Source organism: Robiginitalea biformata HTCC2501 (assembly GCF_000024125.1).
Classification (GTDB): domain Bacteria; phylum Bacteroidota; class Bacteroidia; order Flavobacteriales; family Flavobacteriaceae; genus Robiginitalea; species Robiginitalea biformata.
The window spans coordinates 2861323-2883199 of the sequence record NC_013222.1 but is presented as its reverse complement, the minus strand read 5'-3'; the positions used below and the strand labels follow the sequence as shown (position 1 = coordinate 2883199).

Here is a 21877-nt window from a genome sequence, read left to right as displayed (position 1 = left end):
TCAGCCATGCAGCGCGGTAGTCCGCGTTTGAAGCGGCATAGACCAGCTCTTAAGAGTGTGGATTAGCCTCTGTAGATATCGTCGTAGAGTTCCCGGTATTGTTCCAGGATGGCCTTGCGTTTAATTTTCATGGTGGGCGTAAGGTGGCCGGCTTCAACAGACCAGGTATTCGGGGTCAGCCGGAATTGCTTTACCCTTTCCCATCGGGCAAAGTCCTCATTGGCTTTATCGACCTCTTCCTGGTAGCGCTCCAGTACCTTGGGGTTTTGGATGAGTTCCCGATGGTCCCTTGCCGCAACCTGGTTGCGGCGCGCCCACTCCTCAAGGAATTCGAAATTGGGCTGGATCAGGGCGGCAGGCATTTTTTCACCCTCCCCAACGACCATGATCTGCTCGATAAACCGGGATTGTTTGAAGCGGTTTTCCAGTAACTGCGGGGCCACATATTTGCCCCCGGAAGTCTTGAACATTTCTTTTTTGCGGTCGGTGATCCTCAAAAACCCGTCGGCATCGATTTCGCCGATGTCACCTGTATGGAAATACCCGTCCCGGAGCACCTCGGCCGTCCGTTCGGGGTCCTTGTAATAACCGAGCATTACGTTGGGCCCTTTACAAAGGATTTCACCGTCTTCGGCAATGCGCACCTCCACCTCGTCGATAACGCGTCCCACCGTCCCGATTTTCCATCCGCTGTTCCGCTGGTCGTTAACCGAAATTACCGGGGACGTCTCCGTCAGGCCGTATCCTTCCATGACCGGGATACCAGCAGCAGCAAATATCCGGGCCAGGCGGATCTGCAGGGCCGCGCTCCCGGACACCATCGTCTCCAGGTTGCCGCCCAGGGCTTCCTGCCACTTGCTGAATATCAGTTTCCGGGCCAGGGCCAGGCGCACCCCGTACCACCAGCCGTTGGCGCCGTACGGTTCAAATTTCAGGCCCAGGTCCACCGCCCAATAGAAGAGTGCTTTCTTGATACCGGTCAGGTCGGCCCCCTTAGCGATAATCTTGTCATAGACTTTTTCCAGTAACCGGGGGACGACCGTCATCACCTGCGGCTTCACCTCCTTGAGGTTTTCGCTGATGGTGTCCAGCCCTTCGGCAAAATAGACCGAGATCCCGCAATATTGGTACAGGTAGAGGATCATCCGTTCAAAAATGTGGCAGACCGGGAGAAAACTCAGTGCGGAAGCCCCGTGTTCAAACGGCACCCGCCGGTCGCTGGCTATCACATTGGATACGATATTGTCGTGGGACAGCATTACGCCCTTGGGCTTGCCGGTAGTGCCGGACGTATAGATGAGCGTGGCCAGGTCGCCGGGTTGTACCGCTGCTTTCCGGGCCTCAACCTCGTCCTGGTTTCCCGTATCCGCTCCCAGGTCCAACAATTCCTGCCAGTTCTTGCAATCCGGCAGTTTGTCGAAGCTGTAAACCTCTTTGAGTTTTGGGACCTTCCCGCGGATGGCGGCCACTTTTTCGTACACTTCCTGGCAGGACACCAGGCAATAGGAGCAACCCGAATGGTTCAGGATATAGGCGTAATCTTCCTCCGAAATTGTCGGGTAGATGGGTACGTCCTGTGCACCCACCTGCAGGATCCCGGTATCCATGATATTCCATTCCGTGCGGTTGGTCATGGAGATCAGCGCAATCTTATCGCCGGCTGATACCCCGAGCCGAAGCAGGGCCCGGCTAACGGCATTGGCGCGATCCACGTATTCCTGTGACGAGATATACGACCACTCCCCGTCGTATTTAGTTGCAAAGGCACGGTCCATGCCGTATTTTTCGAGCTGGTAATGCGGAAAATCAAATAGTCGGGTGACGGATTGCATAGTTAGTTTGTAAAGCGTTCTTGCAAAATAAGAAAAGGGCCCGTATTAAAAAATGGCAACGCAACGTTTTCCGAACAGATCCATCTTAGGAGCGGCAATCGGAATTCTCCGGAAGCCCTATTTTTTATAACAACCTTGAATATCGTTAATTTTCAAACAATTGCACCATGAAAAATTACTTCTACAGTTTTTTGGCCCTGGCAGGCGTGTTCCTGATGAGTTCCTGTTCCAGTAATGACGACGGGCCCGAAACAACTTTTGAACAGCTGGTAATTTCCGAGATCGACTTCCCGGAATCCTTCAACCTCGGGGAGCTTTATGAAATCCCGGTTACCTACCAGCTGCCGGACGGGTGCACGGAGTTTTACCAACTGAATGTGGGTTCTCCCGCACAGGATGTCCGGGAAATTGTTGCGATAGGCACCCGGACGGACACCGGCGGCTGCACACAGGCAATCACCGAAGGCACCGAAACCCTGGTTTTCCAGGTACTGTTTGATCAGACGTATACCTTTCGCTTCTATCAGGGGGACGACAACAATGGCGACCCGATCATTACAGAGGTAGAGGTGCCCGTTACCGAATAGGGCGCTGCAGACAGCTTTCCAAGCGGGGTCAGAGGAACTTCCGGATCGAAAGCATATATCCCAGGTGGAGCCCTTCGTGGAAGTTGTTGAAGGTGATGGCCTCCTGCAGGTTCGTTACCCGGAACCCCGCAGAATTGGTAAATGGTCGAAATGTGCCAAAGCGATTGGCCTCCAGGTCTTTATCCAGTAACGGCACCGTCCTTTCCAGCCACTCGCGAATTTCCGAGATTTCCGCCTCGTCCACCGGGCCCTCCGGCCGGGTATCCCGCTGGTAGCGCACCACAAATTTTTGGGGGATATGCAGGGGCAGTCCGGACAGGCCGTAGACCAGCAATTGCTGCACTGCCAGAATATGGCCCAGATTCCAGATCAGGTTGTTCGAAAACCCGTCGGGAACCCGGTTGAGTTGGGCGGCGTCATACGAATTCATAAACTGGAGAAGGTTTTTACGATTCCTTCGCCAGACCTGTAGGGCTGCTTCCGGATGTACATCCATGGTCGTGCGTTTTATCGGCCTGTTCTCCCGGTTCCCGGTAAGGTCAGCCGTTATTCGATTCAATCCATTTGCGGGCATTCACAAACGCCTCAATCCAGGGAGAAATCGCGTCTTCCCTCCCCGGTTCATACCAGGCCCAGTTCCAGGGGTAAATGGACCTTTCGATATGCGGCATGGTCACCAGGTGGCGTCCGCTGTCGTCGCAGAGCATGGCCGTGTTGAAGGCGCTGCCGTTTGGATTCGACGGATAGGCGTCATACCCGTATGTAGCTACGATATTGTAGCGCGAACGGTCGTAGGGTAGGGCAAACTTGCCTTCCCCGTGGGAAATCCAGACACCCAGCCGGCTGCCGGCCAGGGACCCCAGCATTACGGAATGGTTCGGAGCGACTTCCACGGAGGTGAAGGCGCTTTCGTGTTTCCCCGAATCATTATAGGTCAGTTTCCCGTGGTCATCGTGGTCCGGGTGGATCAGCCCGAGTTCCATAAACAACTGGCAACCGTTGCAGATGCCGACAGAGAGGGTATCCGGGCGGGCAAAGAAATTATTCAGGGCCCGGTTGGCTTTGTCGTTGTACTTGAACGCCCCGGCCCAGCCTTTGGCGCTCCCCAGCACATCCGAATTGGAGAACCCGCCTACCGCGCCGATAAACCGGATGTCCTCCAGGGTTTCGCGCCCGGAGATCAGGTCGGTCATGTGGACATCCTTTACGTCGAACCCGGCCAGGAACATGGCATGGGCCATTTCCCGCTCCGAATTGCTGCCTTTTTCCCGGAGGATGGCCGCCTTGGGGCGGGTACCCGGGGGTTGTTTCATTTCGGGGAGCGATCCCTTGAATTTTTTCGGGAAGGTGTATCTCAGGGGTTGCGCCTTGTATTCCCGGTAACGTGTCGCCGCCAGGTCACCGGCAGTCTGCCGCGCATCCAGCAGGTAAGAGGTCTTATACCACACGTCCCTGAGGGCAGCGACATCCAGGTCCATACTCTGGCGGTGGTTCTTGATATGCAGCCGGGGTTCCCTGAGGACCGTCCCGATACGGTAAACCTCCAACCCGGCGGACTTCAATTCCTTCTCCACCTTGCTGTCGACTGCCTGGAAAACCACCCCGGCATTTTCGGCAAAAAGCAATTTCATGGAATCCGGCTCCCCGATTGCGGTCAGGTCCAGGTCGGCCCCGAGTTGCCCGTCGGCAAAGCACATTTCGAGCAGCGTGGTGACCAGCCCGCCGGAAGCCACATCGTGACCGGCCAGGACCTTGCCTTTTTTGATCAGGTCCTGCAGGGCGTCAAAGGCCCGCGCGAAACGATCGGCATCCGGGATATCCGGCACCTGGTTGCCGACCTTGCCCAAAACCTGGGCAAAGGAGGAGCCGCCCAGGGCAAATTCGCTTCCCGAAAAACTCAGGTAGTACACCGGGCCGCCGCCGGGCCGGAATACGGGTTCCACCACCTTCCGGCGATCGCTGCAATGGGCAGCGGCCGAGATAATGACCGTCCCGGGGGCCAGTACTTCCTGGTCCCTGTACTTCTGTTTCATCGAAAGCGAATCCTTCCCGGTAGGGATATTGATGCCCAGCGCAATGGCAAACTGCGAAGCCGCCTGAACCGCTTCGTACAGGCGGGCATCTTCTCCGGGGTTGTTGCAGGGCCACATCCAGTTGGCGGAGAGGGAGACGGATTTCAGGCCTTTTTCCAGGGGCGCCCAAACCAGGTTGGTCAGGGCCTCTGCAATGCTGTTGCGGCTGCCCGCTCCGGCGTGTATGAGCCCGGAGACCGGGGAATGCCCTACCGAGGTGGCCAGCCCGTCCTTCCCCTTGAAATCCAGGGCCATCACCCCGCAATTGTTCAGCGGGAGTTGCAGGGGGCCTGCACATTGTTGCTTGGCGACCAGCCCCCCCACACAGCGGTCTACCTTGTTGGTGAGCCAGTCCTTGCAGGCCACAGCCTCCAGTTGGAGCACTTCTTCCAGGTAGGCGTGGAACCGCTGAAACTCGTAATCCACCCCGGCATATGTACGGTCTTGTTTTTCGTCCTGCATCACCGTTTTCGGCGAGCTGCCGAACATGTCGGCCAGGGCCAGGTCCATGGGCCGCTCCGAATCGGAGGCAAAAGTAAAGCGGTGGTCGCCGGTCACTTCGCCCACGTCGTAAAGCGGCGCCCGCTCCCGGTCGGCAATTCGCTGCAGCAATTCCAGGTCCCGGGGTGCAATCACCAGCCCCATGCGCTCCTGGGATTCGTTTCCGATAAGTTCTTTGGCGGAAAGCGTCGGGTCGCCCACGGGTAGTTTATCCAGGCGGATCTTCCCCCCGGTTTCCTCCACCAGTTCGGAGAGGCAGTTCAGGTGGCCGCCTGCCCCGTGGTCATGGATGGAGACCACCGGGTTTTTATCGCCTTCCACCAGGCCGCGGATGGCGTTGGCCGCCCGTTTTTGCATTTCCGGGTTGGAGCGCTGCACGGCGTTCAGCTCGATGGCCGAACTGAAAGCCCCGGTATCCGCACTGGATACAGCTGCGCCCCCCATGCCGATCCGGTAGTTGTCGCCTCCCATCACCAGGATCCGATCGCCCTGGACAGGCTTGTCTTTGAGGGCCTGGTCGGATTTGCCGTACCCGATTCCCCCGGCCAGCATAATGACCTTGTCATAACCCAGGACGCGCTGTTCCTCCTCGTGTTCGAAGGTGAGGACTGAGCCGCAAATGAGCGGCTGCCCGAATTTGTTGCCGAAATCTGAGGCCCCGTTGGAGGCCTTGATGAGGATATCCATGGGAGTTTGGTAGAGCCAGGGCCTTGCTGGGACGTGCGCTTCCCACGACCGCCCTTCTTCCAGCCGGGAATAGGCGGTCATATACACCGCGGTACCCGCCAGGGGGAGGGCGCCTTTTCCGCCGGCCAGGCGGTCCCGGATTTCCCCTCCGGACCCGGTGGCAGCGCCGTTGAAAGGCTCAACGGTGGTTGGAAAGTTATGGGTTTCCGCTTTAAGCGACAGGACGGAGCGGAAGGGCTTTTCCTCGTAATAGTCCGGTTTGTCGGCGCTCCGGGGCGCAAACTGCACGAGTTCCGGCCCCTTGATAAATGCCACATTATCCTTGTAGGCGGAGACGATATCGTTCGGATTTGCCTCCGAGGTCTTCCGGATGAGTTTAAACAGGGAATCCGGCATTTCCCGGTGGTCGATGATAAAGGTCCCGTTGAATATCTTGTGCCGGCAATGTTCGGAATTCACCTGGCTGAAACCGAATACCTCCGAATCCGTCAGCGGCCTTCCCAGCCGCTCGCTGAGAGCTTCCAGGTAACTGACTTCCTCCGGGTTCAGTGCCAGCCCTTCCGAAGCGTTGTACGCCGCGATGTCCTGTATTTCCCGGACGGGTTCCGGGAGGTGCTCTACGGTGAAGAGGTCCTGTCCCAGCCCGTTGTACTTTTCGGAGAGCATCGGGTCGTACTCTGTAAAATCGGCAGGGACGGCCTGGTAGGATTCAATTCGCCGGATGCCCTCTATGCCCATGTTCTGGGTGATTTCTGTGGCATTCGTGCTCCATGGGGTAATCATCGCCGCCCTGGGGCCAACAAAAAAGGCGTCCACGGACGCCGCATCGAGCCGGGGCATGTTGCCGAACAGCCAGGAGAGTTTGCGGATAGCCTCCGGGTGGAGGTCCGCGTTGGATTGCAGGGCGAAAATCTTGGATTGGGGGTCACCGAAAAAGTGGATCATTGCTACCGGTGTGTTGGTTGTACGATGAAGCCGTAAAGGTACCAATTTTAGCGGTAAGCAAATGGCTGAATAATTAACAAACCGCGGCCGGCCTGTTGATTAATCCGCTCGATTAATCCGCATCCCGGGGTTTTGGCGTCTGCCGGCGCGCCGGTGGGATCGACCGGCTCCCTGGCCGGATCAGCCCGTGTGGTTCAGGAGTGCCAGGTAAAACCCGTCAAAGCCTGATTCACAGGCGAGGATGCGGTGTTCCTCCTCCAGCCGGAACGCCTGGCCGGCCCCGGAGTCCAGGAACCGGGCCACCTGCTGTTCGTTTTCGCCGGGCAGGATGGAACACGTGGCATATACCAGTTTCCCTCCCGGTTTCAGCAGTTGGCTGTAGGAATTCAGGAGCTCTGCCTGGGTCCGGGTGAGTTCTTCCACGAATTCCGGCCGCAATTTCCACTTGGCATCCGGATTACGCCTGAGAACACCCAGGCCGCTGCACGGGGCGTCGATCAGTACCCGGTCGGCAGAGCCTGCCAGGCGTTTGAGCGTTTTGGACGATTCAATCGGGCGGGTTTCAATGTTGAAGGCGCCGGCCCGCTTGGCCCGTTTCTTGAGCTCCCGCAGTTTGTTGGCATAGATATCGAGGGCCAGTATTTGCCCTTTGTTTTCCATCAGGGCCGCCAGGTGCAGGCTTTTGCCGCCCGCCCCGGCACAGGTATCGATAACGCGCATCCCGGGCTCCGGCGCCAGCAGGGGCGCCACGCGCTGTGAAGACGCATCCTGGATTTCAAACCAGCCCGAACGGAACGCCTCGCTGCCGAACACGTTGGCACGCTCCAAAAGGCGGAGGGCATCCGGATACCCCGAAATAGGAGCCGTTTCAAAACCGGCTTCCGACAGGGACTCCCGTACCTGCTCCGGCGAAGCCTTCAACCGGTTTACCCGCAATACCACCTCGGCCTGCTGGTTCAGGGCCCGGAGCTCCCGATCCCAAACGGCCTCCCCCAGGCTTTCCGCCCCGAGGGCATCCAGCCAGTCCGGAACGGACTCCCTAACGGCCCGGGATTCCTGCAGCGCATCGAACCGTCCCTTGATCCGGCGTTCGGGGGTTCCGGCAAATTCCTTCCAGTCGGGCAGGGTATGGCCGCGTAAAATCGCCCAAACGGCGAACATCCGGCCCAGGTCCTGTCGGCTGTAGGGGGCGGATACCCCTGCGATCTCGGCGTACAGCCTGCGGTAGCGGACCATGTCGTAAACCGTTTCGGCTATAAACCCCCGGTCCCTGCTTCCCCAACGCTTATCGCGCCTGAGCAGTTTTTCCACCACCTTGTCGGCATAGGCATTTTCATTGAATATCTGGTCCAGTCCGTCCCAGACAGCAAATACGAGATTTCGGTGCATGCGCATCATCCGGCAAAGGTATCGTTTTGGTAAGAATAAAGGTATCTTTACTTCAAATCTATGCCTATGCCACGTGCGTTTTCCGGTTGGATGCCGATCCTGGTCGCAAGCCTGGCCGCGTCCATTCAATCCTGTACACCCGGCCCTGCCTCCCATGAATTCACCCGGGTTGCAATAACTGTCCTCCATGAGGATTCCGCGTCCTACAGGGCGCTGGAAGTCCTTCCTGGGAGTATCGGGTTTGCCGGTAGTGACGGCAGGTTTGGCAGCATCTCCTTCCCAGGGGAAACCGTGCGGTTGGGCAACCTGGAACACAGGGGCTCCCGGCCGGAATTCCGGGCAGTGGCCCATACCGCTACAGACTTCTTCCTGCTATCTGCCGGCGATCCGGCTCTATTGTACAAAACGGGGGACTCCGGCTCGATGGAACTCGTGTTTACCGAATCCGGCCCGGGCGTATTTTACGATTCCATGGCATTTTGGGACGACACCCTCGGAATAGCTGTGGGGGATGCCCGGGAGGGATGCCTGAGCATCCTGTTGACCCGGGATGGCGGGAAGACCTGGGAGCGTAAGCCGTGCGGCGAATTGCCGCCGGCGATAGAAGGGGAAGGGGCTTTTGCCGCCAGCAATACGAATATCGCCCTTTCCGGCAACCATTGCTGGGTTGCCACTACCAAAGGGCGGGTTTTCCATTCTCCGGACCGGGGGAACAATTGGGAGGTATTTACCACCCCGGCTGCCGTGGATTCCGATTCGCAGGGTATTTTCAGCCTGGCATTCTTCGATGAGGAACTCGGGTTTGCCATCGGTGGGGACTATACCGACGCAGCAATTCGTACCGGGAACAAAATGATTACCCGGGACGGGGGGCAGACCTGGTCGCGGGTGGCGGATGGCGAGCTGCCGGGCTATAAAAGTTGCGTGCAGTTTGTGCCGGGTTCCGGGGGGGAAGACCTGGTGGCCGTCGGGTACACGGGTATTGTGTACTCAAGGGATCAGGGCCGCAGTTGGAGGGAGTTGTCCGGGGAGTCGTTTTACACGATCCGCTTTGTAAATGATTCGGTGGCTTACGCGGGCGGCAGGGGGCGCCTGGCCCGCCTCGATTTCAGCCGGTAAACCCTATCAGGGTTCGGGTTCATTGCCGCCCCGTTTCCTGAATTCGTTCAGGAGGCGTTTGCGGAAGTCGTACTCCGCCTGGAACAGCAACAACGTCCGCGTTGCCGAGAATTTCCTTGAGAGTTCCAGGTTGAATTCCTTATCCAGCTCTTCTTCCTGTTCTTCAAGCTCCAGGTAGCGATCCAGGATATTCCGCGCCTCCTGTTCCGAATAGTTGCCCGCACCGATCCTGCGAAAAACTTCCTGTTTCTGCGCATCCCGAATTGCCTCTTTTTCGGCCTCGTACGCGTTGTACATGGGCCAGAAATCAGCGGCCTCGTCGGAACTCAGGCCCAGCCGCTCGGTAAAAAACGCAACTTTGAGCGCCTTGATTTTTTCCTGGCTGTCACCGCGCTGAGAGCGCAGGAGCTGCCCGGAAAATACGGTGAGCAATAAAGCTATAATGGTGAATTTATTCATTGTCGTCCCAATATAATTCATCTACTGATTCGTTATCCCGGCTCAGGTATTCAAGGATATGTTCTTCGTCCGGGATGTTTTCCAGGACATCGCCCACTGCGATATCGTCAAGTGGGAGCCCTTCGGCCAGTTCATAGGCATCCATCTCGTCCCGGTCTGCTTCCAGGTACTGCTGGATATCGATTCCCGCCAGGTCTTCGAATTGCAGCGAATCGACAGGCTTAGCCGGCCAGAGCGTGAATAACAGGGCAATTGCCGCGGCGGCAGCTGCTACCCAGCCAAGCTGGACCGGCCAGAGCGGCCGAACCTTGCCCGGGGTGTTCCCCAGCCGCGATTCAAGGCGTTCGCCCAGGTTTTCAAAGTAACCTTCCGGCACCCGGAAACCTGCTTCCTGGGGTAGGGGAGTCCCTTTTGAAGCTTCCAGACGTTTTTCAACGCGACCCGGGAGCTCCTCAAAATAATTGTCCGGCACCCGGAATCCGCCTTTACCTTTTTTTGCCATCATTACTTGTTAGATTCCAATTAGTTAAAAAGGTTTAATCGTTTATGCATTTATTTCCCTGAGGTAACTTTCAACCTTTTTCACTGCCAGGTGATAAGATGCTTTCAGGGCCCCGACCGACGTTTCGAGCAACTCGGACATCTCCTCGTACTTCATCTCTTCGAAGTACTTCAGGTTAAACACCTGTCGCTGTTTGTCCGGCAGTCCGGCAAGCGCCCGCTGCAATTGCAACTGGGCCTGGTCGCCGTCAAAATAGGGGTCGGCCTCCAGGCTGTCCACCAGGTGCTCCCTGAGTGCTTCATCGGTAATTCCCATCCTTTGGGACCGTTTCTTCATGTAGCTCAGCGCTTCATTCGTGGCGATACGGTACATCCAGGAATACAACTTGCTCTGCCCTTTAAAGTTATCAATATGCCTGAAAACTTTGATAAAGGTATTCTGCAGCACGTCGTCCGTATCGTCATGGGAAATCACCATCCTCCGGATATGCCAGTACAGCCGTTGCTGATATTTTTCCAGCAATACCCGGAATGCCGCATCCTTGCGGGCGGGATCCTGCAACCTGGCTATTAAGTCGGCATCTTCAGACATCTGCTGCTTGTATGGTATAGGACCACCGGAAACCCGATTGGTTTAATTTCGTGCCTGTGTCAGGCCAATTGCTGCATTTCCACCAGCCGCTTGTACACCCCGCCCTGTTCCAGGAGCTCCTGATGGGTACCCTGTTCCACGATGCGCCCTTTCTGCAGGACCACGATCCGGTCTGCGTGCTGGATGGTGCTCAACCGGTGGGCGATCACCAGGGAGGTGCGTCCCTGCATCATTTTTTCGAGGGCATCCTGTACGAGGCGTTCGCTTTCCGTGTCCAGGGCCGAAGTCGCCTCGTCCAGGATCATGATCGGGGGGTTCTTCAGCACGGCCCGTGCGATGGACAACCGCTGCTTTTGACCGCCGCTGAGTTTATTCCCGCCGTCCCCGATATTGGTGTCGTAACCGCGGGGCAGCTGGGTAATGAATTCGTGTGCGTTGGCAATCCGGGCGGCGGCCTCTACTTCCTTATCCGTCGCCTCTTCCCGACCCAGCAGGATATTGTTGCGGACCGTGTCGTTGAAGAGGATGGAGTCTTGTGTTACCAGGCCCATCAAATGCCTGACCGAAGCCTTGGTCACTTCCCGGATATCCGTCCCGTCCAGGGTAATGCGCCCCTCATTGACGTCGTAAAAGCGCGTCACCAGGTTGGCGATGGTACTCTTCCCGCTTCCGGATTGTCCTACGAGGGCCACCGTTTGCCCCTTGGCGACTTCCAGGCTGAAGTCCGTCAGTACCGGCTCGTCTTCATACCGGAACGAAACGCGTTCCAGTTTCAGGGAGGTATTGAAACCGTCAATTTGTTTTCCGTCTGACGGATCGGACAGGGTGGATGGGGTTTCCAGTACTTCCAGTACGCGCTCGGCTGCTGCATTGCCCTTTTTTACGCCGTAGGAGGCCTTGCTGATTGCTTTGGCCGGCGTCAGTATGTTGTAGGCGAGCCCCATATAAGCAATAAAGGAGGCGGCATTCAGGCTGCCTTCCACCAGCACCATCTTTCCCCCGAACCACAGCAGGATCCCGATAACCAGTATGCCGAGGAATTCCCCGACGGGGGAGGCGAGGTTCTGCCGGTTGAGCAGGCTGTTCGAGAACCGGAAAAACCGCCCGGTAGACGCGGCAAACTGGTCGGCGAATCGCTTTTCGGCATTGAAGGCCTTGATGACGCGCAACCCGCCCAGGGTCTCCTCCACGATGGACAGGAAGTTCCCCTGTTCGCGCTGTACCCGGTCGGAATGCCGTTTCAGCGATTTCCCGATGCGCGAGATAATAAACCCGGCCAGGGGGATAAAGACAAAGACGAAGACCGTGAGCTTGACACTGATAAAAAACATCGCCAGGATGGTAAAGAGGATGGTAAGCGGTTCCCGTACGATGAGTTCCAGGATGGACAGGAAGGAATGCTGTATTTCCAGGACGTCCGAGGTAATACGGGCGATCACGTCGCCTTTCCGTTTTTCCGAGTAAAAGGACACCGGCAGCGTCACGATCTTTTCGTAGATGGCATTCCGCAGGTCTTTCAGGACGCCGTTCCGCAGGAAGGTGATGTAGAACATCGCCAGGTAGTTGAAGACATTCTTCAACAGGAAAAGGACCAGCACCAGGCCGATTACCCAGACCAGGGCCTGCATCTTGTCATCCCCGGCCACGGAACCCAGCTCGTAGTACAGGGAATCTTTTACATAGGATTCCAGTTGCCCGATCCCTTCGTACACCGGGGGTTCCTTGACGGGTTCGGTTTGCTGGAACAGCACCTCCAGCATGGGGATCAGCGCCACAAACGACAGGGCGCTGAAAAGCGCGTAGAGGATGTTGAAGAAGATGTTCAGGATCCCGTAACGCCGGTAGGGGAGGGCGAAACGGAGGATTTTCCGGAAATATTTCATCCTTCGAGATTCAGGTCGGCCAGTATCCGGTCGATTTTTTCCTCGAGCTGCCGGTGCATGCCCGGGTAGTCCGAGACCGAGTCGATGGGGGCATTTACGCTCACATAGAACTTGATTTTTGGCTCGGTACCGCTGGGCCGGGCTGCTACGCGCGTCCCGTCGGCAGTTGTGTAGACCAGGACATTGGAGGTGGGCAGGTCGATGGGCGTGCGCTCACCGGTGCGGGTATCCAGGGAGGTGGCGTCGTTGTAGTCGTCGATGCGGACAACCTCGGACCCGTCCAGTTGTTTCAGTGGGTTTTCCCGGAAGTCCTTCATCATCTGCCGGATTTCCTGTGCCCCGTCCATTCCCTTTTTCACCAGGGAAACCAGGCGTTCGCGATAGCAGCCGAAATCTGCATAGCACTGCAACAGTTCCCGGTAGAAGCTGCTGCCGTCCGACTTGGCCTGGGCCGCAATCTCACAGGCCAGGAGCGTGGATGTCACCGCATCCTTGTCGCGTACAAAATCCCCGACCATATACCCGTAACTCTCTTCGCCCCCGCCCAGGAATTCCTGGTCCGGGAAATCGACGATCATCTTGGCAATCCATTTAAATCCCGTCAGGGATGTTTTGCATTCCACCCCGTACGCATCTGCCATGGCGGGCATCATGGGGGTGGACACGATGGTGGTCGCAACAAATTCATTGCCCTTAAAGCCCTCGGATTTCCGGGCATCCAGCAAATACCGGGTCATCAGTACCATGGTCTGGTTCCCGTTGAGCAGTTCCAGCCGACCTTCGGAATTCCTCACGGCAATGCCCAGGCGGTCGCTGTCCGGGTCGGTCCCCACCACCATATCTGCGCCAATGGCTTCCCCCTTTTCCAGGGCCAACGCCAGGGCAGCCGGCTCCTCGGGGTTCGGGGAGGCCACAGTTGGAAAATTCCCGTCCGGCTCGGCCTGCTCCGGGATGATGGTCACTTTTTTATAGCCGGCCTTTTCGAGTACCTGCGGGATGGCCGTGATGGACGTGCCGTGGAGGGAGGTAAACACAATGGAGAAATCGTCCTTCCCTGCAGCGCCAATACTGCCGTTGGCCACGCAGGCCTCGATAAATGCCTCGTCTACCTCGGCGTCAATCGTTTTAATCAGGTCCTCCCGGGGTTCAAAACGGATGTCCTCGTATTCCAGGCGGTTGATGGCCCGGATGATTTCCCCGTCCTGGGGGGGCACAATCTGGCCGCCGTCTGTCCAGTATACCTTATAACCGTTGTATTCCGGCGGGTTGTGGGAGGCGGTCAGGACCACGCCGGCATGGCAACCCAGGTGACGGACGGCAAAGGAGAGTTCCGGGGTGGTCCGCAGCTCGGAGAACAGGTAGACGCGGATACCGTTCGATGAAAAAACCTCGGCAACCAGGCGGGCCAGGGACTGGCTGTTGTTCCGGCAATCGTAGGCAATTACCACCTGCAAACCATCCGCTCCGTAAATTTCTTTCAGGTAATTACTCAGGCCCTGGGTGCTTTTGCCCAGGGTGTATTTGTTGATGCGGTTGGTGCCGGTCCCCATGATGCCGCGCATCCCGCCCGTGCCAAATTCCAGGTTTTTGTAAAACCGGTCTTTGAGCTCTTCCGGGTCGTTTTCCACAAGGTCCTGTATTTCCTTTTTAACCGCTGGGTCAAAGAAGTCGGTGAGCCAGCTTTTTGCGGTTTTCAGGATGGTTTCGGAATCCATATTCAAAGTTTTAAACAAAGGTACATCAGAAATGCAAAATAGGGGAAATGCTTCGAAAAAACGGGCCGTTAAGCGGTTAACCGATGGGAGGAGGCCAATATTTTGTACTTTACAAGCTGCTAGCGCTATGAACATGAACCGCTCCAGATGGATCACCTGCCTGGCGCTGTTTTTCTACGGCTTTGGAATAGTCCTTGGCCAGAAAGAAGCGGCGGTCTGGTATTTTGGCCAGTATGCAGGCCTGGATTTCAGTTCGGGGGAACCCGTGGCGCTTTTTGACGGTCTGGTAAATACGGTGGAGGGATGCGATGCGTATTCGGACGCAGACGGCAACCTGCTCTTCTATACGGACGGCATTTCGGTTTGGGACCGGAATCACCAGCAGATGGACGGTGGCAACGGTCTGGCGGGCAGCCCCTCGACCTCCCAGGCTGCGGTGGTGGTTCCCCTGCCCGGTTCTGAGACGATTTTTTACATATTTACCCCGGACGATGCCCTGGCGTATGCCGGCGGATTGGCCGGGAGCACCCCCAACGGGTTGAATTATTCCGTGGTGGACATGAGCCGGAATGGCGGGCTGGGGGCGGTTGTACGGCGCAATGTCCCGCTACTGGCTTCTGCATCGGAAAATATTACGGCTGTCCGGAACCAAGGGGACGACTTTTACTGGGTGGTCACCCATCGCCGGGACCGCTTCTTTGCGTATAGGCTGACGGCTTCCGGCCTGGACCCCGACCCCGTGGTTACGCTCCTGGGGCCGGATACGCGACTTCCGGCCAATTTCAGGGGGTGCGCCAAGATTTCCCCGGACGGGACGCGACTGGCCATAGCGCATACCATTGTGGAGCCCGGGATTGAAAGCCAATTGTTCCTCTACGACTTCGATGCCGGTACGGGCCGGGTTGCCAACCCCAGGGCGCTGGGCGGCGACCTGTTGTTTTACGGGGTGGAATTTTCCCCGGATTCCTCCAAACTCTATGCGACGGGTACGCTGATTGGCGGGGAGACCTCCGACCTGTTTCTCGAGACGGAGATCGTGGAGATCCTCCAGTTCAACCTGACGACTGCGGATATCCCGGCTTCCCGATACCGGGTCCACCGGTTCGAACGGCCCATACAGGGCTTTATCGGGGGGAGTATCCAGCTGGCGGTAGACCGGCGAATCTACCACTCCATGCCCGGCAGGGAGTTATCCGTGATCCGGAATCCGGAAGCCGCCGGCAATGCCTGCGACTTCCGCCCTTTTGACACGAACCTCGGCGGCCCGGCGGCCACCTACGGGCTCCCGCAGTTTATCCAGTCCTATTTTGAGACCGTGGTGGAAGTGGAACCGCTTTGCTTTGGTTCCACCGCGCAGTTTACCCCGGATGGAGCCGGGGATATCGCTGCCATTTCCTGGGATTTCGGCGACCCGGCCAGCGGATCGCGGAACTTCTCCGATCAAATCCTCCCCGGGCATCAATATTCGTCCCCGGGGGTTTACGAGGTGCGCTTCGATGTGACGTATCGGAACGGCACCCGCCGGGAGTTTTTGCAGTTCGTGGAGATTGCCGACGTCCCGGACCCCCCGGCCACGGTGGAACTCCTGCAATGCGATATCGACGGGGATGACGACGGACTGGCGGAATTCAACCTGGGGGAGGCCCTGCCGGCGCTGCAGGGGGGCAACCCGGAAATCAACGCATTCTACTACCTGAGCCGGGAGGATGCCGAAATTAACCGGAACCCGCTAAACCCCGTGGGCTTTGCCAACACGATTCCGGACCAGGTTGTCTATGCCCGGGTGTTTGAAACCCCGGATTGTTTCCGCATATCGGAAATCGAATTGCAAACGCGATTCCTGGAAATCCCTGAGGCAGCTGTAATGACGGTCTGTCAGGTCACTTCCGGGGAAAGCACGGCAGGGTTGAAGCGCGAGGAGATGGAAGCTTTTCTCTCCGGTCTGTACGGGGCTTCCGGCAACCTGACCCTACATGCCACCCGTTCGGACGCCCTCCTGAGCCAACGCGCTTTTTTCAATTATAACATCCGGTTCCAGCCCGGTTCCCCCCGGGTTGTCTGGTTCCGTATCGAGGATGGGGGGGGATGCGGGCAGATCGGGTCTGTTCAGGTCCACTTTGTCACCCCGCCCGACCTGGACGGCTTTGTCGAAATGTCCTACTGCAACAGCCCGGTGGTTCTGGAGGCTCCGGAGGTGTTTTCCGAATACCTTTGGGACGACGGCAGTACGGGCCGGGTGCGGACAGTAGATGCCCCGGGCAGTTATTCGGTGGCCCTGCGGGTAGGGGAGTGTGAGCAGGTGCAGGAATTCCGGGTCCTTCCCCCGCAAACCCTGCAAATAAGCGAAGTAATCGTTTCGGATTTCCGGCAGGTCAACAGTGTTCGCGTGATGGTTGGGGGGTCGGAATCCGCCGTGTCCTTTTCCCTTGACGGCGGGCTGAATTTCCAGGAATCGCCTTTTTTCGGGGGGCTGAAACCCGGGGTATACGAACTCGTTGTACAGGGGACCTGCCAGACACTTTCAAGGGAAATCGCGGTGGGTGGCCTGCCGAACTTTTTCACCCCGAACGGGGATGGCAAAAATGACCGGTGGGAATTTCACAATGCGGCCTATTTCGGGCCATATCAGCTCCAGATTTACGACCGTTTCGGCAACCTGGTGGGGCAGATGAGCGATTCAGACCCGGGATGGGACGGCAACCGCATGGGCAGCCCGCTCCCGGCATCCGATTACTGGTACCGGTTGCATTTGGAAACAGGACGGGAAGTCACCGGACATTTTGCACTGATTCGCTGATGTTTACCCGGTCGTAGATGGAATAGCGCTGTTCGTTGCGCTTGCTGCGGAGGATCATCTCCCCCACAAAACCGGAGAGGAAGAACTGGGTCCCCATGATCATGGCCGCGAGGGCCAGGAAAAATTGGGGGCGGTCCGTCAGCAGCCGGCCGGCCGGGTTCAGAAATAACTTATCGATACCCAGGTAGAGTGCAAACCCAAAACCTATCAGGAACATCAATACGCCCAGGGCCCCGAACAGGTGCATGGGGCGCTTGCCGAATTTGGAGACGAACCAGATGGTGATCAGGTCCAGGAACCCGTTGATAAACCGGTCGGCCCCAAACTTGGTCTTCCCGTATTTGCGGGCCTGGTGCTGCACGACCTGTTCCCCGATCCGGGTATACCCGGCGTTTTTGGCCAGTACGGGGATGTAGCGGTGCATCTCGCCCGAAACCTCAATCTGGTCCACCACTTCCTTCCGGAAGGCTTTCAGGCCGCAGTTGAAATCGTGGAGGCGAACCCCCGAGGTTCTGCGCGCCGCCCAGTTAAAGAGTTTGGACGGCAGGTTTTTCATCAGCAGGGAGTCGTACCGTTTTTTCTTCCACCCCGAAACCAGGTGATAGCCCTCTTCCCGGATCATGCGGACCATTTCCGGAATCTCCTCCGGGTTATCCTGCAAATCGGCGTCCATGGTAATCACGATATCGCCCGAAGCCTGGCGGAAACCGGCATGCAGCGCCTGGGATTTACCGTAGTTTTTGAGGAAGCGAATGCCCCGGACGTTGGGGTTGGTTGCTGCCAGAGTCCGGATGATTTCCCAGCTTCCGTCGGTGCTCCCGTCGTCGATAAAAAGAATGTCGTACAAAAAACGATTGGATTGCATTACGGATACAATCCAATCGTGGAGTTCGTTAAGCGATTCCGCCTCGTTGAGCAAGGGGATGACGATGGACAGGTGCATACTCGGTATTCCGGTTCTGCCCAAATGTACGATTTTAGGCCAAAATCAGGCCTCCTCGGTTTTTTTGAAAATCAGGCCGCCCACCAGGCCGATGATGAGTCCAAAGACCACGGACATGATCAGGATAATCGGGTAGCCGAACCAGAAGAATTTCTCCCCCATTTCCACCCCCTGTTCGATTTGTTCGGGGGTCATGTTCCCGGAGGCAGCCGCTTCTGCCATTCGCGCCTCGGTCATTACCCGGGCAAAATCCGGGTCCAGAACATTAGAGAGCAATAACAGGTAAAGTACCGAAAGGATCCCGGCGATCAGGGAGATGCCCGCCCCGAGTTTCAGGGCCTGGCCAATGCTGAGCAGGCCGCCGTTGGCCTTTCGGAAACTGAGGATGCCCCAAAAGATGATCGCTACGGAGATCACAATATTGACGATCTGCACGACCGGGCTGTTGGTAGTATGCGCATCCACCAGGAAGAGCATCAGGGAGAAGGCCACCCCGATAGCGCCGAGGATGAGGCCGTAATTCAGGGAGTACTTCCCGGTTTTTGGTTGGATCTGTTCCATTTGTCGTTTGATTTTTTTGGTTTTTGTTGGTTATTAGTTGCTTTCGGGGGAGGAATGTTACATGAAAGATAAGCATTCTGCAGATAAAAATCTTTTCTGAGCTTGATTGTTTTCCAGTAAAAATTATTACATTTGCAGCCTGAAAAACTGAGGAATAAAACGAGCGTACGATGAGAAAAGATATTCATCCCGATAATTACCGACTGGTGGCCTTCAAGGATATGTCCAATGACGATGTATTCATTACCAAGTCTACCGCAGAAACCCGCGAGACCATGGAGGTTGACGGGGTGGAGTACCCGCTGGTGAAGCTGGAGATTTCCCGTACCTCGCATCCGTTCTACACCGGCAAGTCCAAACTGATCGACACGGCCGGCCGGATCGATAAATTCAAGAACAAGTACAAGAAGTTCGACAAGAAAGAAGGTAAAAAGGAGGCCAGTAAGGAAGAGAAATAATTTCCCGAAAGCTTTCCGGATCAAATTGGCGACCTCCATACGGGGGTCGCTTTTTTTATGGCAGATCGCATCCGCCGCACACGGGCCTTCGCCCTCAGGCGCGGACCCGTTTCGACCACGGGTTCCATCCTGCCGACCAACCGGGTAAACCACACCGAACGCTTTTTGTAGCTTTGCGCTAAAACGGAACCATGAACCACATCCTGTTCGACGGCGACCGCAGGACCGCCTTGTTGCCCTTTACCTATACACGGCCGGTCGGGGATATCCGGATCGGGATCCTCACACTCCGCGAGAAGTGGCAGCACTACCTGAAGGAGGAGGTGAGTTGCCGTACCGAGGCGTACCTCTCCGGAAAATTCCCAATGAAAAGCGGGGCGGACAACCTGCTGATTCAAGCCTCGTTTTTCCCGGACCCCGGCCTGGTGGCAGCCATTCGGAAATTGCAGCCCGGGGAGGCGCTCTGGAAGGACGATTGCGTCCTGGCTTGCAGGAGCGAAGACCCGCATGCCGACCCTAAGGGCAAAGGGTTCATCCGGCGAGACTACCCGGGCGAGACCTGGCAGTTGCGAAATACCTGGGATATCTTTTCGATGAACGGCCGGGCCCTGGAGGCCGATTTTGACCTGGTGACCGCCGGGCGTAAGTCGGCCCCGATTTCCGCCACAAACCGGCTGGTAGCTGCCGACCGGATCTTCCTCGAGGAGGGGGCCGAAGTGGAGCACAGTATCCTCAATGCCAGTGATGGCCCGATCTACATTGGCCGCAATGCCCTGGTCATGGAAGGCAACCTGATCCGCGGCGGGCTGGCCGTTTGTGACCATGCGGTGGTGAAAATGGGCGCCAAGATTTACGGTCCCACCACAGTGGGGCCCTATGGCAAGGTATGCGGGGAGATCAACAATTCGGTCATCTTCGGGTATTCCAGCAAGGGGCACGACGGCTACCTGGGAAATTCCGTTTTGGGCGAATGGTGCAATATCGGGGCGGACTCCAATAATTCCAACCTGAAGAACAACTACGCCAAGGTCCGGCTCTGGAATTATGAGACCCGGCGCTTCGATCCCACCGGCCTCCAGTTTTGCGGGCTGATGATGGGCGACCACAGCAAAACAGCCATCAATACGATGTTTAACACGGGGACGGTTATCGGGGTGAATTGCAATATCTATGTGCCGGGGTTTCCCCGGAATTTTGTCCCGAGTTTCAGCTGGGGGGGCGCCTCCGGTTTTTCCACTTACCAGCCGGCAAAGGCATTCGAGGCAGCCCGGGTGATGATGGCCCGCCGGGGTGTGGACTTCACCGAGGAAGACGCCCGGATCCTCCAGCAGGTTTTTGACGACAGTGCCCAATGGCGCAAATAGGCATCGGGGCCAATACGCTGCGTGCCCGGCCCGGCTTGCCAAAAGGGAGTAAATCCGTATCTTTGCCCCCCGGTAAAACCGGCCGGTGTTAGCCCCGGCCCGGCCGACGACCTGAAAAATACTATGGACCGCACCGTTGCCTTTTATACCCTGGGTTGCAAACTGAATTTTGCAGAGACCTCCACGATTGCCCGCGACCTGGTGGAACAGGGGTTGCGCAAGGTGGAATTCGGGCAGCCCGCCGACCTGTATGTGATCAACACCTGTTCGGTAACCGATAATGCGGATAAGCGCTGCCGGGCCGTTGTCCGACAGGCCCTGCGGAACAACCCGGAGGCCTTTGTAGCCGTGGTGGGTTGCTATGCCCAGCTCAAACCCGAGGAAATCGCCTCCATCCCCGGTGTGGACCTGGTCCTGGGGGCAACGGAAAAATTCAACCTGACCCGGTACCTGGACGACCTGTCTAAGAACGATATGGGGGAAGTGCATTCCTGCGAGATCCGCGAAGCGGACTTCTATGTGGGCAGCTATGCCATCGGAGACCGGACCCGGGCCTTCCTCAAGGTGCAGGACGGATGCGATTACAAGTGCACCTATTGCACCATCCCGCTGGCTCGCGGGATTTCGCGGAGCGATACGCTGGAGAATGTCCTGGAAAACGCCCGGGAAATTTCAGCCCGGGGGATCCGGGAAATTGTCCTTACGGGCGTAAATATCGGGGATTACGGAAAGGGCGAAAACGGGGATAAACGGCACAAACACACCTTTCTGGACCTGGTGCGGGCCCTCGATGACGTACCCGGGATTGAACGCGTCCGGATCTCGTCTATCGAACCGAACCTGTTGAAGAATGAAACGATCGATTTTGTGGCGGGCAGCCGGCATTTTGTACCGCACTTCCATATTCCCCTGCAAAGCGGCAGCAATTCAATCCTGAAACGGATGCGCCGGAGGTATATGCGGGAGTTGTACGCAGACCGGGTGGCGCGCATCCGGGAAGTCATGCCCCATGCCTGTATCGGGGTGGATGTCATCGTCGGGTTCCCCGGGGAAACGGAAGACCACTTTATGGAAACCTATAATTTCCTGCACGAACTGGAGGTCTCCTACCTGCACGTCTTTACGTATTCGGAACGGGCCGATACGCCGGCCGCGAAGATGGACGGGGCGGTACCCCCGGCAGAACGCAACCGTCGCAGCAAGATGCTCCGCAGCCTCTCGGCCAAGAAACGGCGGGCGTTCTACCAGGAGCAACTGGATACCGAACAAACCGTACTCTTTGAGGGGGAAAACAAAAAGGGATACATCCACGGCTTTACCCGGAATTACGTGAAGGTCAAAGCTCCCTGGGACCCGGCTTTGACAGGTACCACCCTACGCGTCCGGCTGACGGAAATCGACTCGGATGGCCTGGTGCGCATGGAGCCGGTATCGCCCGCTTTCGCAATTTAACTTTGGCTTGGAGCCCGGAC

General features: G+C 57.2%; 17 protein-coding genes. 6 read left to right on the top strand and 11 right to left on the bottom strand.

The window, feature by feature from the left end:
- Positions 1-62: 62 nt before the first annotated feature.
- Positions 63-1832: an AMP-dependent synthetase/ligase gene (locus tag RB2501_RS12850; RefSeq protein ID WP_015755278.1), complete on the bottom strand. Its 1770-nt coding sequence runs from the start codon at positions 1830-1832 to the stop codon at positions 63-65.
- 167 nt (positions 1833-1999) lie between these two features.
- Between RB2501_RS12850 and RB2501_RS12845 the strand changes: the two genes are divergently transcribed.
- Entirely contained in the window at positions 2000-2419 is a 420-nt protein-coding gene (locus RB2501_RS12845; RefSeq protein ID WP_015755277.1) for a hypothetical protein, read from the top strand.
- Between the two features lie 28 nt (positions 2420-2447).
- On the opposite strand, the gene RB2501_RS12840 is transcribed toward RB2501_RS12845, so the two are convergent.
- From RB2501_RS12840 to RB2501_RS12830, 3 genes are all read right to left on the bottom strand, one after another.
- Entirely contained in the window at positions 2448-2849 is a 402-nt protein-coding gene (locus RB2501_RS12840) for a DinB family protein (protein ID WP_015755276.1), read from the bottom strand.
- 109 nt (positions 2850-2958) lie between these two features.
- A complete protein-coding gene (purL, locus tag RB2501_RS12835; protein WP_015755275.1) occupies positions 2959-6624 on the bottom strand; it encodes a phosphoribosylformylglycinamidine synthase in 3666 nt (1221 codons plus the stop codon).
- 180 nt (positions 6625-6804) lie between these two features.
- Positions 6805-8019 (bottom strand): RsmB/NOP family class I SAM-dependent RNA methyltransferase, encoded by a 1215-nt coding sequence (locus RB2501_RS12830; RefSeq protein ID WP_041327842.1) that lies wholly within the window; start codon positions 8017-8019, stop codon positions 6805-6807.
- A 60-nt stretch (positions 8020-8079) separates the two neighbouring features.
- Here RB2501_RS12830 and RB2501_RS12825 point away from each other — a divergent pair, with 60 nt between their 5' ends.
- Positions 8080-9132 carry a WD40/YVTN/BNR-like repeat-containing protein gene (locus RB2501_RS12825; protein ID WP_187289172.1) on the top strand — a complete coding sequence of 351 codons (1053 nt, stop codon included), beginning with the start codon at positions 8080-8082 and terminating at the stop codon, positions 9130-9132.
- A gap of 6 nt (positions 9133-9138) precedes the next feature.
- Here the strand turns inward: RB2501_RS12825 and RB2501_RS12820 are convergent, their stop codons facing one another.
- From RB2501_RS12820 to RB2501_RS12800, 5 genes are read right to left on the bottom strand one after another with little or no spacing between them, the layout of a single operon-like run.
- Positions 9139-9591: a hypothetical protein gene (locus RB2501_RS12820; protein WP_015755272.1), complete on the bottom strand. Its 453-nt coding sequence runs from the start codon at positions 9589-9591 to the stop codon at positions 9139-9141.
- Entirely contained in the window at positions 9584-10096 is a 513-nt protein-coding gene (locus RB2501_RS12815) for a hypothetical protein (RefSeq protein ID WP_015755271.1), read from the bottom strand. Before RB2501_RS12815 ends, RB2501_RS12820 begins: the two co-directional genes overlap by 8 nt.
- A gap of 39 nt (positions 10097-10135) precedes the next feature.
- Positions 10136-10684 (bottom strand): RNA polymerase sigma factor, encoded by a 549-nt coding sequence (locus tag RB2501_RS12810; protein ID WP_015755270.1) that lies wholly within the window; start codon positions 10682-10684, stop codon positions 10136-10138.
- Between the two features lie 59 nt (positions 10685-10743).
- Complete coding sequence (locus RB2501_RS12805) at positions 10744-12567, bottom strand: ABC transporter ATP-binding protein (RefSeq protein WP_015755269.1); 1824 nt, start codon at positions 12565-12567, stop codon at positions 10744-10746.
- On the bottom strand, positions 12564-14282 hold the full coding sequence (locus tag RB2501_RS12800; protein WP_015755268.1) for a phospho-sugar mutase: 1719 nt from the start codon (positions 14280-14282) through the stop codon (positions 12564-12566). The genes RB2501_RS12805 and RB2501_RS12800 overlap by 4 nt, the downstream gene beginning before the upstream one ends.
- A 133-nt stretch (positions 14283-14415) precedes the next feature.
- Between RB2501_RS12800 and RB2501_RS12795 the strand changes: the two genes are divergently transcribed.
- Positions 14416-17079, top strand: coding sequence for a T9SS type B sorting domain-containing protein (locus RB2501_RS12795; RefSeq protein ID WP_187289171.1), 2664 nt, complete (start codon positions 14416-14418; stop codon positions 17077-17079).
- On the opposite strand, the gene RB2501_RS12790 is transcribed toward RB2501_RS12795, so the two are convergent.
- Together RB2501_RS12790 and RB2501_RS12785 are read right to left on the bottom strand one after the other, a co-directional pair.
- Positions 17051-18022: a glycosyltransferase family 2 protein gene (locus RB2501_RS12790; protein ID WP_015755266.1), complete on the bottom strand. Its 972-nt coding sequence runs from the start codon at positions 18020-18022 to the stop codon at positions 17051-17053. The genes RB2501_RS12795 and RB2501_RS12790 overlap by 29 nt on opposite strands.
- A gap of 45 nt (positions 18023-18067) precedes the next feature.
- Positions 18068-18583 (bottom strand): DUF4199 domain-containing protein, encoded by a 516-nt coding sequence (locus RB2501_RS12785; protein WP_015755265.1) that lies wholly within the window; start codon positions 18581-18583, stop codon positions 18068-18070.
- Between the two features lie 170 nt (positions 18584-18753).
- Between RB2501_RS12785 and RB2501_RS12780 the strand changes: the two genes are divergently transcribed.
- From RB2501_RS12780 to mtaB, 3 genes are all read left to right on the top strand, one after another.
- The gene (locus RB2501_RS12780) at positions 18754-19041 is read left to right on the top strand and encodes a type B 50S ribosomal protein L31 (protein ID WP_015755264.1); all 288 of its coding nucleotides are present in this window, start codon (positions 18754-18756) and stop codon (positions 19039-19041) included.
- Positions 19042-19232: 191 nt separating this feature from the next.
- Positions 19233-20405, top strand: a complete 1173-nt coding sequence (locus tag RB2501_RS12775) for a GlmU family protein (RefSeq protein WP_015755262.1) — start codon at positions 19233-19235, stop codon at positions 20403-20405.
- A 123-nt stretch (positions 20406-20528) separates the two neighbouring features.
- Positions 20529-21857: a tRNA (N(6)-L-threonylcarbamoyladenosine(37)-C(2))-methylthiotransferase MtaB gene (gene mtaB, locus RB2501_RS12770; RefSeq protein WP_041327250.1), complete on the top strand. Its 1329-nt coding sequence runs from the start codon at positions 20529-20531 to the stop codon at positions 21855-21857.
- The last annotated feature ends 20 nt before the right edge of the window (positions 21858-21877 follow it).